13 protein-coding genes and 1 pseudogene are annotated in these 14033 nt (G+C 64.0%); 2 read left to right on the forward strand and 12 right to left on the reverse strand.

What is annotated here, in order from left to right; translation table 11 throughout:
* Nucleotides 1-73: 73 nt before the first annotated feature.
* The 4 genes from pstB to pstS form a co-directional block, all read right to left on the reverse strand.
* On the reverse strand, nt 74-853 hold the full coding sequence (gene pstB, locus QFZ65_RS00320) for a phosphate ABC transporter ATP-binding protein PstB (protein ID WP_306907316.1): 780 nt from the start codon (nt 851-853) through the stop codon (nt 74-76).
* Between the two features lie 48 nt (nt 854-901).
* Nucleotides 902-2011, reverse strand: coding sequence for a phosphate ABC transporter permease PstA (gene pstA / locus QFZ65_RS00325; protein ID WP_306907317.1), 1110 nt, complete (start codon nt 2009-2011; stop codon nt 902-904).
* Nucleotides 2012-2944 carry a phosphate ABC transporter permease subunit PstC gene (pstC, locus tag QFZ65_RS00330; protein WP_306907319.1) on the reverse strand — a complete coding sequence of 311 codons (933 nt, stop codon included), beginning with the start codon at nt 2942-2944 and terminating at the stop codon, nt 2012-2014.
* Nucleotides 2945-3080: 136 nt separating this feature from the next.
* Nucleotides 3081-4199: a phosphate ABC transporter substrate-binding protein PstS gene (pstS, locus tag QFZ65_RS00335; RefSeq protein ID WP_306907320.1), complete on the reverse strand. Its 1119-nt coding sequence runs from the start codon at nt 4197-4199 to the stop codon at nt 3081-3083.
* 250 nt (nt 4200-4449) lie between these two features.
* Between pstS and QFZ65_RS00340 the strand changes: the two genes are divergently transcribed.
* Nucleotides 4450-5577 carry an aromatic acid exporter family protein gene (locus tag QFZ65_RS00340; RefSeq protein WP_306907322.1) on the forward strand — a complete coding sequence of 376 codons (1128 nt, stop codon included), beginning with the start codon at nt 4450-4452 and terminating at the stop codon, nt 5575-5577.
* A 25-nt stretch (nt 5578-5602) separates the two neighbouring features.
* Here the strand turns inward: QFZ65_RS00340 and QFZ65_RS00345 are convergent, their stop codons facing one another.
* The 8 genes and pseudogenes from QFZ65_RS00345 to QFZ65_RS00385 all read right to left on the reverse strand — a co-directional run bounded on the left by QFZ65_RS00345 (nt 5603) and on the right by QFZ65_RS00385 (nt 12527).
* Nucleotides 5603-6076, reverse strand: coding sequence for a phage tail protein (locus QFZ65_RS00345; protein ID WP_306907324.1), 474 nt, complete (start codon nt 6074-6076; stop codon nt 5603-5605).
* A 44-nt stretch (nt 6077-6120) separates the two neighbouring features.
* Entirely contained in the window at nt 6121-6960 is an 840-nt protein-coding gene (locus tag QFZ65_RS00350) for an ABC transporter ATP-binding protein (RefSeq protein ID WP_306907325.1), read from the reverse strand.
* Nucleotides 6961-7061: 101 nt separating this feature from the next.
* Nucleotides 7062-7805, reverse strand: a complete 744-nt coding sequence (locus QFZ65_RS00355) for an SDR family NAD(P)-dependent oxidoreductase (RefSeq protein WP_306907327.1) — start codon at nt 7803-7805, stop codon at nt 7062-7064.
* 124 nt (nt 7806-7929) lie between these two features.
* Nucleotides 7930-9100, reverse strand: a pseudogene (locus QFZ65_RS00365) (aldehyde dehydrogenase family protein).
* Between the two features lie 88 nt (nt 9101-9188).
* Complete coding sequence (locus QFZ65_RS00370) at nt 9189-9917, reverse strand: GntR family transcriptional regulator (RefSeq protein WP_306907331.1); 729 nt, start codon at nt 9915-9917, stop codon at nt 9189-9191.
* A gap of 101 nt (nt 9918-10018) precedes the next feature.
* On the reverse strand, nt 10019-11167 hold the full coding sequence (locus tag QFZ65_RS00375) for a CaiB/BaiF CoA-transferase family protein (RefSeq protein ID WP_306907333.1): 1149 nt from the start codon (nt 11165-11167) through the stop codon (nt 10019-10021).
* Nucleotides 11167-12048 (reverse strand): CoA ester lyase, encoded by an 882-nt coding sequence (locus tag QFZ65_RS00380; protein ID WP_306907335.1) that lies wholly within the window; start codon nt 12046-12048, stop codon nt 11167-11169. The genes QFZ65_RS00375 and QFZ65_RS00380 overlap by 1 nt, the downstream gene beginning before the upstream one ends.
* Nucleotides 12045-12527, reverse strand: a complete 483-nt coding sequence (locus tag QFZ65_RS00385; protein WP_306907336.1) for a MaoC family dehydratase — start codon at nt 12525-12527, stop codon at nt 12045-12047. Before QFZ65_RS00385 ends, QFZ65_RS00380 begins: the two co-directional genes overlap by 4 nt.
* A gap of 292 nt (nt 12528-12819) precedes the next feature.
* Between QFZ65_RS00385 and QFZ65_RS00390 the strand changes: the two genes are divergently transcribed.
* Nucleotides 12820-13983, forward strand: a complete 1164-nt coding sequence (locus QFZ65_RS00390) for an acyl-CoA dehydrogenase family protein (RefSeq protein ID WP_306907339.1) — start codon at nt 12820-12822, stop codon at nt 13981-13983.
* The last annotated feature ends 50 nt before the right edge of the window (nt 13984-14033 follow it).

Here is a 14033-nt window from a genome sequence, read left to right on the forward strand (position 1 = left end):
CATCGATTGCTCCAAGGATGCCCTTATGAGGGCTCAAAACGGCACTTGCGGAGCAATCGATGGGAAAGAGGGGTTACCCGAAGCGGCCGGACACGTAGTCTTCGGTGGCCTTCTGGGACGGGTTGCTGAACATGGTGTGGGTGTCCCCCACCTCGATCAGCTTCCCCGGCTTCCCGGTGCCGGCGATGTTGAAGAACGCCGTCCGGTCCGAGACCCGCGCCGCCTGCTGCATGTTGTGGGTCACGATCACCACGGTGTACTGGTCCTTGAGGTCATTGATGAGGTCCTCGATGGCGAGCGTGGAGATCGGGTCCAGCGCCGAGCAGGGCTCGTCCATCAGGATGACCTGCGGTTCCACGGCAATGGCCCGGGCGATGCAGAGCCGTTGCTGCTGGCCGCCGGACAGGCCCGAGCCGGGCTTGCCCAGCCGGTCCTTGACCTCGTTCCACAGGTTCGCGCCGCGCAGGGAGCGTTCCACCAAGGCATCGGCCTCGCCCTTGGAGATTTTCTGGTTGTTGAGCTTCACTCCTGCCAGCACGTTGTCGCGGATGGACATCGTGGGGAACGGGTTGGGCCGCTGGAAAACCATGCCGATCTGCGAACGCACCGTCACGGGGTCCACGCCGGGGCCGTAAAGGTCGTCGCCGTCGAGCAGGACTTGGCCTTCGACCCGGGCGCCGGGAATGACCTCGTGCATCCGGTTCAGGGTGCGCAGGAAGGTGGATTTGCCGCAGCCCGACGGGCCGATGAAGGCGGTGACCGACTTGGCTTCGATGTTGATGTTGACGTCTTCGACGGCCAGGAATTTGCTGTAGTAGACGTTCAGGTCTTTGACGTCGATGCGCTTAGACATGATGTTCCTTAACTTGCTTGAGGGGAGACGGAGGGCGCCGGCACTGGCCTAGCGGCCGGCCTTGGGGGCGAAAACCCGTGCCACCAGGCGGGCGGCGAGGTTGAGCATCATTACCAGGATGATCAGGACCAGGGCGGCTCCCCAGGCGCGCTGGGAGGACGGATCCGGGTTCGACGGCGAGGTGGGGTTGAGGATCTGCGTGTAGATGAAGGTCGGCAGCGAGGCCATCCAGCCGGAGAACACATTGGAATTGATGGAGGTGGCGAAGCCGGCGGTGACCAGGATCGGCGCGGTCTCGCCGATCACGCGTGCGATGGCGAGGGTGACGCCGGACGCGATACCGGAGATCGCCGTCGGGATGACCACCTTGAGGATGGTCCGCCACTTGCGCACGCCCAGGGCGTAGGCAGCTTCCCGGAGCTCGTTCGGGACGATCTTGAGCATTTCCTCGCTGGAGCGCACCACAACGGGGATCATCAGCACGGACAGCGCGACGGCGGCTACCGCACCGGTCTTGGTGCCGGGACCGACGACGGCGAAGAAGAATGCCGCCGCAAACAGGCCCGCCACGATCGACGGGATACCGGTCATGACGTCAACGAAGAAGGTGATCGCCCGGGCCAGCGGCCGGTCGTTCCCGTACTCCACGAGGTAGACGGCCGTCAGCAGGCCCACCGGCACCGAGATGACGGTTGCGAGCAGCGTGATCTGCACGGTGCCCAGCAGGGCATGGTAGATGCCGCCGACCACCGGGGCGCCGCTCTGGACGCTCTTGTTGTCGAAGGCGCCCGTGACACCGTTCATCGAGGTGGTGAGGAAGCCCGGGTCCATGAGGCCGGGCAACCCGTTCACCAGCACGGTCCAGATGACGGAAATCAGCGGGAGCAGCGCGACCAAAAAGGCGCCGACCACCAGGCAGGTGGCGAGCTTGTCCTTGGCCCGGCGGGAGCCCTCCACGACGGCACTCCAGCCGACGAGCCCGGCGGCGAACAGGATGGCCGAGACGATCCCCCAGCCGAAGGCGTTGAAGCCGATCAGGGCCAGGATGGCAGCGCCAAGGATCAGTGCGATTCCCAGGACGACGTACGGCGCCCACTTCGGCAGCTGGCCTTTGGTGAGGGCCGAGCGTCTCTGGACGGGGGTCAGGGTGGAGGTCATTTAGTTGGCTCCCGAGAATTCTTTGTGCCGGGTGATGATCCAGCGGGCGATCATGTTCACGCCGAGGGTGATGAGGAACAGGATCAGGCCGGCGGCGATGAGCGTGCTGACCTGGAGGCCGCTGGCCTCGGGGAAGTTCAGCGCGATTTCGGCGGCGATGGTCTGGTTGCCGGACTGGATCAGGCTGGCGGTGAGGGCGCCGGAGGACAGCACGAGCGCCACCGCCATGGTTTCGCCGAGCGCCCGGCCCAGCCCCAGCATCACGGCGCTGACAATGCCGGGCCGGGCGAAGGGCAGCACGGCCATCCGGATCGCTTCCCAGCGGGTGGCACCGAGCGCCAGGGCCGCTTCCTCATGCAGCTTGGGGGTCTGCAGGAAGATCTCGCGGCTCAGCGAGGTGATGATGGGCAGGACCATGACGGACAGGACGATTCCGGCGGTCAGGATGGTCTTGCCGGTCGCCGACGCCGGGCCCTGGAAGATCGGCAGCCAGCCCATGTTCCCTGCCAGCCAGTTGTAGGCCGGCGAGATTTCCTTGGCCAGGAAAGCCGCACCCCAGGCACCGTAGACCACGGAGGGGATGGCGGCGAGCAGATCGACCAGGTAGCCGAGGCCGGAGGCAAGACCCCGCGGCGCGAAATGCGAAATGAAAAGTGCGACGCCGATGGCCACCGGGGTGGCGATGACGAGGGCGATCACGGCGGCGATCAGCGTGCCGATCACGATCGGCCAGATGTAGGCGAAGAAGCCTTCGCCGCCCTGGATCTTGTCCGGGGACGCCGTGAGGGCGGGAATTGCCTGGACGACGAGGAACAACGCCACTCCGAAGAGCACAGCCAGGATCAGGCACCCTGCGGCCAGTGTGGCCGCGGAGAAGACTTTGTCTCCGGTGCGGCCTGCGCCTCGGGACGAGGTCAGGGAGGTGGTGGTCACTTCACGATCCTTCAGATCTTGGGTACTTCGGACAAACACGGCGGTTCCCCGCCCCGGCCGGCCGTCCAGGACAGCCGAACCGGAGCAGGGAACCTGACATGTGCTGGCGTTCCAGCGCCCGCCAGCGCAGGGAATCCTAGGACTTGACCTTGATGGATTCAATGGACTTCAGGGCCTTTTCCTGCAGCGTCTTGGACAGCGGCGCGGACTTTGCGGCGTCGGCCGCTGCCTGCTGGCCGGCGTCGGAGACGACGTAGCTGTCGAAGGACTTCACCAAATCGACGGTTTCCTGCTTGTCGTAGGTGGAGCACAGGACGTGGAAGGAAACCAGCACGATCGGGTAGGCACCCTCGATGGTGGTGGTGCGGTCCAGCTTGATGGAAAGATCGTTGGCGGCACGGCCTGCAACCGGCTTGGCGGCGTCGACTGCCTTGGCTGCGGCGTCGGCGGAGATCTTGGTGAAGGTGTTGCCGACCTTGATCTGCGCGATGCCGAGCTTGCCGCTGACAGCGGAGTCGTCCGCGTAGGTGACGGCGCCCGGGGTGTCGGTCACGGTCTTGACCACGCCGGAGGTTCCCTTGGCGTTCTCGCCCGAGAGGGAAGCCGGCCAGATGCCCGCGGCCTTGTCCGTCCAGACCTCGGGAGCGGCTGCGGCCAGGTAGTCGGTGAAGTTGGAGGTGGTGCCGGAATCGTCGGAGCGGCTCACCGGGGTGACCTTGAGGTCCGGCAGCTTGGCGTCCGGGTTCAGGGCGGCGATGGCGGGATCGTTCCAGTTGGCGATCTGGCCGCGGAAGATCTTCGCGACTGTGGCGGCGTCGAGCTTCAATTCCTTGATGTCGGGCAGGTTGAACGCCACGGCAATCGGGGAAATGTACACCGGGATGTTGATGGCACCCTCGGGGCCGCACTTGGCCATCGACGTGGCGTACTCATCGTCCTTGAGGTAGGCATCGGACCCGGCGAACTGGGCGGAGCCGTCCAGGATGGCCTTGCGCCCCGCACCGGAGCCGTCCGGTGAATACTGCACGGTGGCACCCTGGTTGGCCGACGCAAAGTCGGTCTTCCAGACGTCCATGGCCGCACCCTGGGCGGAAGAGCCGATGCCGGTCAGCGTGCCCGTGACCTTCGGGCCCGTCGCCGTCGGGTTGGCAGCCGGGGCGTTCGTGGCGTTGTCGGAACCACAAGCGGTGAGCGCGAGTGCGCCGGCTGCAATGACAGCGATAGCCGCGTGGCGGCCGAAGCGGAGTGCCTTCACTAGATGTACCCCTTCCAGGGATTTTCTGCGCATGCCGGCCGGAGAGGGCCAGGCAGGGATGCGTACGGTTTGTACCTTTACTGACGGTAGGTGTCCCAGATGAAGGGAATTGATGTCCAAGGTGAACGGGCGGTTAACGACGCCGGGACATCGGCTTACATCTGCCGCGTCTCCATTGCGCCGGGCGCGCCTGATCCCTAGGGGCCGCGCGCGGCCTTTGCAGTCGGGCCCAGCAAATAGACTGGGTGGCATGGCCTCGTCACCTGGAGTTTCCGCAAGCGCACGGTTCCTGCGCGGCCGGGTACGCACGGGCTTTGTCCGCAGCCGGAACTCGCTCCTTCCGGCAGTCCAGATGACCGTCTGCGCCGTGGGTGCCTACGCTTTCGCCGAGTACGTTCTCGGGCACACCGGCCCGCTGTTCGCGGCCACCTCGTCCCTGATCGCACTCGGCTTTTCCCGCGACCCGAGGCTCCGCCGGGTGGTAGAGGTCGGCCTCGGCTGCACCCTCGGGATCGTCGTCGGGGACCTGCTGCTGCATTGGCTGGGGGCAGGAATCTGGCAGGCCGCCGTCGTGCTGCTCTTCTCCATCCTGCTGGCCCGCTTCCTGGACAGCGGCACCATCTTCACCACCCAGCTGGGGCTGCAGTCCCTGCTGGTGGTGCTGCTGCCGGCGCCGGCCGGCGGGCCGTTCACCCGGAGCATCGACGCCGTCGTGGGTGGCACCATCGCGCTGCTAATGACGATCCTTATACCCAAGGACCCGCGCCGGGAACCCCGCAAAGACGTGAAAAAGCTCCTGCATGAGCTGGCTGAGGTGCTGCGGGGATGCGCGTCGGCCCTGATCGACAGCGATTCCACCCAGGCCTGGCACGCGTTGATCCGCGGCCGGAACTGCCAGCCCCTCGTCGATGCGATGCGCCAGTCCCTCCGGGCCTCCGGCGAGGTGGCCACCCTGGCGCCCGCCTACCGGCGGCACCGGGAGGAGCTGGACCTGATGGAGCAGTCGCTGGACTTCATCGACCTCGCCCTCCGCAACAGCCGGGTCTTTGCCCGCCGCCTTACCAGCGCCATCAACCATGCGGCGCTCTCGGACGAGGCCACCCAGAACATCGCAGAGGTCCTGCAGGAAACGGCCGCGGCTATCGATGAGCTCTCCCTCGGACTGGCGGAGGTCCACGACGGCGCCCGCCGCACGCATCTGCGGACGGCCCGGGCCGACCTGCGGGAGATCGCCGGCCGCCTGCATCCGCGGTTGCTGGAGGTGCGGCTGCTGGAGGGTGAAACGGTGGTCATGCTGTTCCGCCCCCTGATGGTGGACCTGCTCGAAGCCGCCGGGGTCGATTCCAAGGAAGCCCGGGACATCCTCCCGCCGCTTTAGGTACGAGTACTGACGCGCGGTGATGTCAGCGCCTCAGGTACTCGCCCTTGATCACGAAGTAGGAGCCGCGGATAACGCCGGCCAGCTTTGATTTCTGGCGGGCGAACTTGAAATGCGATGCCAGTTCCTCGGGAATCTCCATGCCGTCGGCCAGTTTGAAGCCGACCGCCCGCTTCCCGCCTGCCTCGATGCTGTACATGACGTTGATCGACAGCCCCGACTCGTAGAACACGTAATCCATCTGCAAACCGTCGACTTCGAAGGCGGTTGCTTCGAGGGGGCGGGAGCCGATGACGATGTCGCGCTCCTCCTTGAGGATCCGGCTCACCCGCTCGACCACTTCCGGAACCTCCTCCGCGGCGCTGACGGTGAACACATGGCCGTACTTGTTGCGGTAGTAGCGGCCCTCATTGGCGCGCAAACCGGCGAGCGCCTCGGCCACCGGAGACGACTCCAGGCCGACAGTGGAAACGTTCTCAAAGTCAACGACGTACGGCATGCGGCCTCCTGCTTAGATGTGTCGGACCCACAATAACGTGGCTGTCAGGCGGGGACGGCTTCCCCGTAGAGCACTGACCGGAGGGGACGGTCCACACGGGCACTCCAGCGCCGGTGGCGGTGCTCAACTTCGATGGGATGCCGGAAAGCCGCTGTGATGTTTCCGCTGGTGATGATTTCTGCTGCCGGGCCGGCGGCGACGGTCCGGCCGTCAGCGATCAGCAGGGCATGGCTGGTGGTTGTCGGCAACTCCTCGAGGTGGTGCGTGACCAGGACGGATGCCATCTGCGGGTGGGTGTGGGTGAGAATGTCGATGGTTTCCAGCAGCTGTTCGCGCGCGGCGACGTCCAAACCGGTGCACGGTTCATCCAGCAACAGCAGTCTGGGAGAGGAAATGAGTGCGCGGGCGATCAGGGCCCGTCCCCGCTCCCCTTGGGATAGCGTCGGCCAGCGGGAGGCGGCCTTGCCGGCGAGGCCGAGCTCTTCGAGCAGGTCATCGGCGCGGGCGAGCTCAGCGGGGGTGGGCTCCCATCTGGCCGGCAGCTCGTTGCTGCCCGTGAGCCCGGTGAGTACGACTTGGCGAATGGTCAGCGCGGAGAGGATCTGGTGCCGCGGATTGACGTGCCCGATGGAGCGCCGCAAGGCCTGCAGTTCCACGCGGCCCAGGAGTTCGCCCAGGACCCGCACGCTGCCGGAGCTGGGATGGGTGGCGGCTCCGCAGAGTCCCATCAGAGTGCTTTTCCCCGCCCCGTTCGCGCCCAGCAGGGCCCAGTGCTCTCCCTCCCGGACGCACAGCGACACCCCGCTGATGATCTCCCGGTCTCCGCGGCGGAACGTCACATCCTCCAACTCCAGAACCGGCTCCCGGTTCGGCTGATGATTCATTCCAAAGGCTCCTCAAGGATCTACGCTCGGCAAGACAGTCCCGGCCCCTATGCTATCGGGCCGGTACTCGGGTCAGTCCCGCCCGGCCGGCCGCCGCATTCTCAGTGGGCCGTGTAGCCGCCGTCGACGGGCAAGGACACTCCCGTGAGGTATGCGGCCTCATCGGACGCGAGGTAGGCAACGGCGGACGCAACGTCATCCGGGACGGCGAGCCGGCGTAGGGGTATCTTTGAGACGACGTCGGCCTCTTCGGCGGCAGGGTCCTCCTGACCGGCCAGCCACTCGTCATAAAGCGGGGTCTTGGTCATTCCAGGAGCAACCGCGTTGACCCTGATGTTCAGCGGGGCCAGCTCAACGGCCGCCGCCCGGGTCATCGCCAGCATGGCACCTTTGCTGGCGCTGTAAATCCCCATGGTCGGCACCCCGATGGAAGCCAAACGCGACGTTATGTTGATTATGGCGCCGCCCCGGATCCGCATGTTCGCAGCGGCGGCTTGAAGCATCCGGATAGCGGCGAAAGTGTTTATTTCAAAGGTTGCCCGGATCTCGTCATCGGTCACGGTCAGAAGGTCGCCGGTGTGGTCAACCGCAGCATTGTTGACGAGGACGTCCACCCTGCCATAACGGCTGATCGTTGCCCCGATGATTTCTTCGGCGGCCCCGGCCTCCGCAATATCTGCCGGGAAAAAGCAGCAGCTTTCACCGAGCTCATCGGCTATCTGTCCGCCTCGGGTGACCGACCTGCCGGTGATGAGCACGCGAGCGCCTTCGCGTGCGAGTTTCCGGGCGATCTGTTCACCGATTCCGGAGGTGGCGCCCGTGACTACGGCTACCTTATCCGTCAATCGCCCTCCGCCTTGCTGGTCATGCTGAAATGCCGAACCTCCCTGCCGCGGTGTTGTCCCCGTCATTCTTTACCTCCGTCACGTTGTCCGTTCTAAGTGTCCCGCCTGCCTGGCCCGGCACGTACTAGGCAGTAGCGCGTCGCGCCACGTTGTAGAAGCGAATGTTCTCGTATTCTTCGAGGCCTTCCGCGCTTCCCTCACGGCCAAGGCCGGACTGCTTGACGCCGCCGAACGGCGCGGCAGCGTTTGAAGGCACCCCCTGATTTATGCCTACTATTCCGGTCGGAAGGCGATCGGCCACATTCAGCGCCCGATCGAGGTTCTCGGTGCACATAGCCGGCGAGGCCAAATTCCGACGAATTGGCCCGGACGACTACTTCGGCCTCGGAGCTGAACCTCTGGATCGCTGCAATAGGCCCGAATATTTCGGCTCTGGCGACGTCTGAATCTTCCGTCACCCGGTCCATCACGGTGGGGGCAAAGAAGTTGCCGATCGAGTCGTACCTTTGGCCGCCCGTCAGAAGCTCGGCCCCCCAGGTCCACGGCATTCCCGGTGAACGCTTGCATTTGGCACACGACCCGGTCGTCGATCAGGGCCCCAATCCGGTCTGCCTTCCAAGCCCGCTCCCTACGGGAATCTGCGTAAAGCGTTCGGCGAGAGCGGAGGCGAAATCGTCCGCGATGCCGTTCTGGACGTAGATGCGGTTGGCACCTATGCAGGACTGCCCGCCGTTGCGGAGTTTTGCGGCAAAGGTTCCATCCACCGCCCGCTGAAGGTCGGCGTCATCGAAGACTATGAGCGGGGCGTTGCCGCCGAGCTCCATCGAGGTACGGAGCACGTTCCTGGCGGCAAGCTTTAGGAGCTGGCGGCCAACGGGCGTTGACCCGGTGAATGACACCTTGCGGACCCTTGGATCTGTCAGGACCGCTTCACTGAAGGCCGCAGAATCTGATGTCGTGATCACCTGGATCAGGTCTTCCGGCACCCCGGCCTCAACGGCAAGCTGTACGGCCAGATGAGTGGTGAGGGGCGTAAGCGTCGCAGGCTTGATCACGACAGGGCATCCGGCTGCCAGTGCTGGTGCAATTTTCCGTGTTGCCATGGCCAGAGGGAAGTTCCACGGAGTGATCAGCACCGCGAGGCCCACAGGTGACCGGCGCGTCAGAAGGCTGGCGCCTCCGTCCGGTGGTTCACGAAAGCTGCCGACAGGGCGCACGGCCTCTTCCGCATACCAGCGAACAAAGTCCGCGCCGTATTTGACCTCGCCGCGGGCCTCGGACAGAGGCCTACCCATTTCACGCGGAATCAGGTGATGACAAACTGAGCCTCAGAAGTTCGGGTTCGGGCGCTGGTCGTAGACAGCTTCAAGGGCTGTCTGTGGGCTAGTCGGAGACCTTCGGATCGCCCTCCGACACCCGTGAGCCTCCGCTCGATTCCGTGGCGGCCGCAACGCGCCTGTCGAAGTGATCGGCGAGGAGCTCTCCGGCGTGAATGATGTGTTTGCACATTGCTGCGCGGGTTGCCTCCGCGTCTTTGGTGCGGATTCCTTGGAGGAGTTCGGTGTGATCGTCGACGGTGGCTGACGGCCACCCTTCAATTGCGGAGTAGAACCGCCTGGGAACGTACCGGGTGACGAGTTCCAGCGCCCAGGTTATTTTGCGCGACTCCGCCATGAGGTTGATTTCGCGGTGGAAGGCGTGATTTTTTTCTTCCAGCAGGTCATGGTTGTTCCGCGAGGCGGCCGCGATGAGCTCGTGGTGGAGCGCCTCCAGTTCGGCGATGTCCTCGTCAGTGGCGTTTGCGGCCGCGCGGGCAGCCAACTCCCCGCCGATCAGCGCCTGGACCTGGAACAAATCGCGGATGTCCTGGCCAGTCAGGGGCGCTACTTGGAAACCGCGGCGGGGAATGAGTTCCAGAAAGCCCTCGACCCGAAGCGCCTGCAGGGCTTCGCGGGCAGGCGTGGTGGAAATTCTCAGCGCTTCGCCGACCGTTTCCGGCCGGACGGAGGCTCCGGGCTGTAGCTCACCGGACATGATGAGTCCTCGGATGTACGAGGAGGCTTCGTCGCTGAGCTGGGGGCGGACGCGGAGCCGCGGGCTGCGGGTGCTCATGATGACGGTCTCTTCCCTAATATATTTTGCTCTCTCTCCAAGATACGGCATCTGCTCGAGGGCAGGCGGTGGCGCCTTGGTGGACTGTGCCTTTCCTTTGATCAGACGAGGTGTGTCACGCCAAGTTCAGTCAGTATGCTGGCGGTGTGCTGCCCGAGCTCGGGTACGGGATCCATGCGGACTGTTGTTTCTCGGGAGGTCACGGGCGGAATGAGGGTGCGTAGCGGTCCGACGGGCGAGTCGACGTCCCGCCATCTGTTGCGGCCGGATAGCTGCGGGTGGGACGCAAATTCGTGCATGCCGCGCAGTTGGGCGTTGGCAATGCTTGCCCCGTCGAGCCGGGCCAGGATTTCCTCGGCTGGCAGGGAACTCAGCGCGTCATTGATCGCCTGATGCAGCGAAGGACGGTTCTCAACCCTCAGCGCATTTCCGGCAAAACGCCTGTCTTGGGCAAGCTCGGGCTGGCGCAACACGTCGGAGCAGAAGATGGCCCACTCGCGCTCGTTTTGGATTCCGAAGAAGACGGTCCCGTCTGCTGCCGGGAACGGGCCGTAAGGCGCTATGGTTGCATGCTCCGCGCCGCTTCGGGGCTGTTGGGCACCGCCGTATTCGGCGTAAAAATAGGGTTGCCCCATCCACTCCCCCAGTGCCTCCAGCATGGATACTTCCAGCACGTCTCCTCTGCCGGTGCTTGTCCGCTGCAGTAGAGAGGTCAGAATGCCGGAATAGGCATACATGCCGGCGCAGATGTCCGCGATGGATACTCCTACCTTGGCCGGAGACTCTTCGGTTCCGGTGACGCTGAGCAGGCCCGCTTCGCATTGGACCAATAGATCGTATGCCTTTTTATGCTCATAGGGGCCGCCCCGGCCATAGCCTGAGATGGACGTGTGAATGAGTCGCGGGTTCATCTGCAGCACCTCGTCTGCTCCCAGGCCCATCCGCTCTACCGCTCCCGGGGCCAGGTTTTGGACGAACACATCCGCGGTGGAGAGCAGTTTTTTCAGAACAGCCATGCCTTCTTCAGATTTCAGATCCAGGACGAGGCTTTCTTTGCTGCGGTTCAGCCAGACAAAATAGCTGGCCATGCCGTGCACCTTCGTGTCATAGCCGCGCGCGAAGTCGCCGGTGTCCCGCTCGATTTTGATGACGCGCGCACCCAGGTCCGCGAGTTGGCGTGTGGCGAATGGCGCGGCCACAGCCTGCTCAAGTGAAACAACCGTTATTCCAGCGAGGGGTAAACGTCCCATTACAGCTCCAGACCTGCTCGTGTAAGAATTTTTTTCGCCCGTTCGATGACAGGCCTGTCAACCATTTGTCCTGCGATCTGCGCAGCGGCGCCCTCTGTGCCGACCACGGACTCAGCCCACCTGATCTCGGCTTCTCCCGGCATGAATGCCTCGGCGACCGGCGCCAACTGGGCCGGATGGATGCACAGTTTTCCGCCAAAGCCGAAGTTGCGCGCAGTCCGTGCGGACTCCGTGACCATCGCGACGTCCTTGATCTCCACGGAAGGTGAATCCAGGGGCGCCGCTACTCCGGCAGCTCGGGACACCAAGACAAGCTGGGCCCGTGCGTGATCCAGAAAACGGTCGCCGCCATCGGCATCGATGTCCAATGCGAAGTCAATCGCCCCGAACGCAAGACGGGTCACTGCGTCAATGGAGGCAATATCGAGGGCGTGGACCACGCCGAGCGCTGATTCTATGAGCGGAACGAAGGCCAACTCGTTGGGCAACGTCCGGGCCAGTGCTTGCAGCAGGGCCACGTCTTCGGCTTTCGGAACCACAACACCCAGCAGGCCATGGCCGGGCAGGGCGGTGAGGCTGAGCAGGGCGTCGATCTCTTCGTCGTGAGTGGCGGACCCGGCCGGATTCGTCCGGACCAGCGCGCGGACTGCGGGGGCCCCGTGGTCCCCGTTCGGAGTCACGGCCGCCACCGCCGCGGCCAGCGCTTTGGACTTCGAGTCTTCTGCGACGGCATCTTCCAGATCGATAATGACGACGTCCGCGCCTGATGCTGCCGCCTTTGAGAACCGTTCCGGCCGGTTTCCGGGGACAAACAATGCCGTCACTGCTGACGCCGTTGTCAGTGCACCGTTGAGTCCGGCCACACTTGCGGGCCCGATCACTGGAACGGTTCTGCGGAAGGAAGGCTGGACTCGTCCGGGCGGGCGGACTCGACGCCGGGCAGGTGGCCGTGGCGGTACACCATGAAGGTACGGCGATAGCTGATCACGATCGTGCCGTCCTGGTTGAAGCCTTCGGTAGCGACTGTCACCAGCCCAAGGCTGGGGCGGGACTTTGATTCGCGCACGGCGAGAACCTTTGAACGCGAATAGATCGTGTCGCCTTCATAGACGGGGTTCGGCATCCGGACCTCGTCCCAGCCCATGTTCGCGAAGACGTTCATGGACAGGTCGATCGTCGACTGGCCGGTGACCAGCGCCAGCGTAAAGGTCGAATTAACCAGTGGCAGACCGAATTCGGTGCCCTTGGCAAAGTTGCTGTCCACGTGGGTCTTGGCCACGTTCTGTGTCATCAGCGTGAAGGTCTGGTTATCGGCCTGAGTGACGGTCTTTCCGAACGGGTGGTAATAGATGTCCCCCACCGAAAAATCCTCGAATAGTCTCCCTGTCCAACCCGGGACCACGCGCGTAGCCGGGCCGGCCCCGCGGAACCCCTCCCCTTGAACTGCACGGTCTATGATCGGTTTCTCCGCGGACATCAGGACTCCTATGTCTGTTACATGCTCTGCCAGAAAAAATATTTTATATTGTCAGCAGAATAGGTCTCTCCGGCCAAGCTGTCAACGCCCGTCGAGAAACGCTTGAAGGCACCTAATATATTATGTATTGTCATGGTATCGCTAATAGCCAAGACGACCCGCCTCAGGAGTAAAGATGCCCACTCATGATCCACGCCTTGCAGCACTCCGCGAGCAGACGCGCCGTCTGTGCGCTGCCTTCCCGGACGAGTACTGGCGCGAGACAGACCGGAACCGCCGGTACCCGCAGGAGTTCGTTGACACCCTGACGGAATCCGGTCTCCTCGGCGCCCTCATCCCCACCGAGTTCGGCGGACTCGGTCTTGGCCTGACCGAGGCCAGCGTCATCATGGAGGAAATCAACAAATCCGGCGGCCACTCGGCTGCCTGCCACGCGCAGATGTACACCATGGGCGCTCTGCTTCGCCACGGCAACGAGACCCAGAAACGGGCCTACCTGCCACAGATCGCGGCCGGCAAACTACGGCTGCAGGCCTTCTCGATCACTGAAGACAAAGCCGGGTCGGACACCACCAGTATCGAGACCGCAGCCGTGCGCGACGGTGACGACTTCATCATCACCGGCCACAAGAGCTGGACCAGCCGGATTGAGGAATCCGACCTGGCCTTCGTGTTGGCCCGCACCTCTGTGAAAAGCGCAAATAAGACCGAGGGCATCACCCTATTCCTGGTGGACCTGCGCCAGGTCCGCGCGGAACAGCCCGACACGCTCAAGGTGACCAAGGTCCGCACCATGTTCAACTACGCCACCAACCAAGTGCACTATCAGGGAATGCGGGTGCCGGCCTCGGCCGTCATCGGCGAGGTGGGTCAAGGCTTCCGCTACGTCATTGACGGATGGAACGCCGAACGCATCCTGCTCGCGTCCGAAGCCATCGGCGACGGTTACTGGTTCACCCAGCGGGCCACGGACTACGCCAACAGCCGTGAAGTGTTCGGCCGGAAGATCGGCGCCAACCAGGGCGTACAGTTTCCCATCACCGATGCCTACATGAGAGTACGGGCGGCGGACTTGATGCGGTACGAGGCGGCCCGGCTCTTCGACGCCCATGAGCCCTGCGGAGCGGAAGCCAACATGGTCAAGCATCTGGCATCCGAGGCAAGCTGGGCAGCCGCCAACGCCTGCCTGGATACCCACGGAGGGTACGGTTTTGTCGACGAATATGATGTTGAGCGTAAATTCCGGGAAACCCGCATGTTCCAGGTGGCCCCGGTCAACAACAACCTGATCAAGAGTTTCATCGCCACAAAGGTCCTTGGACTGCCCCGGTCATACTGAGCTTTGCCTGTCGGGCACTCCCTGCGGGGGATCCCCGAGAGGGTCTTCCG

The sequence above is a fragment of the Arthrobacter sp. B3I9 genome, assembly GCF_030816935.1.
GTDB lineage: Bacteria > Actinomycetota > Actinomycetes > Actinomycetales > Micrococcaceae > Arthrobacter.

Excerpts from the sequence above, each read along its gene's own strand:
- QFZ65_RS00375 (WP_306907333.1), bottom strand. The coding sequence starts at position 11,167 with ATGGGACGTTTACCCCTCGCTGGAATAACGGTTGTTTCACTTGAGCAG.
- pstB (WP_306907316.1), bottom strand. The coding sequence starts at position 853 with ATGTCTAAGCGCATCGACGTCAAAGACCTGAACGTCTACTACAGCAAA.
- QFZ65_RS00350 (WP_306907325.1), bottom strand. The coding sequence starts at position 6,960 with ATGAATCATCAGCCGAACCGGGAGCCGGTTCTGGAGTTGGAGGATGTG.
- QFZ65_RS00340 (WP_306907322.1), top strand. The coding sequence starts at position 4,450 with ATGGCCTCGTCACCTGGAGTTTCCGCAAGCGCACGGTTCCTGCGCGGC.
- QFZ65_RS00345 (WP_306907324.1), bottom strand. The coding sequence starts at position 6,076 with ATGCCGTACGTCGTTGACTTTGAGAACGTTTCCACTGTCGGCCTGGAG.
- pstA (WP_306907317.1), bottom strand. The coding sequence starts at position 2,011 with ATGACCTCCACCCTGACCCCCGTCCAGAGACGCTCGGCCCTCACCAAA.
- QFZ65_RS00390 (WP_306907339.1), top strand. The coding sequence starts at position 12,820 with ATGCCCACTCATGATCCACGCCTTGCAGCACTCCGCGAGCAGACGCGC.
- QFZ65_RS00370 (WP_306907331.1), bottom strand. The coding sequence starts at position 9,917 with ATGAGCACCCGCAGCCCGCGGCTCCGCGTCCGCCCCCAGCTCAGCGAC.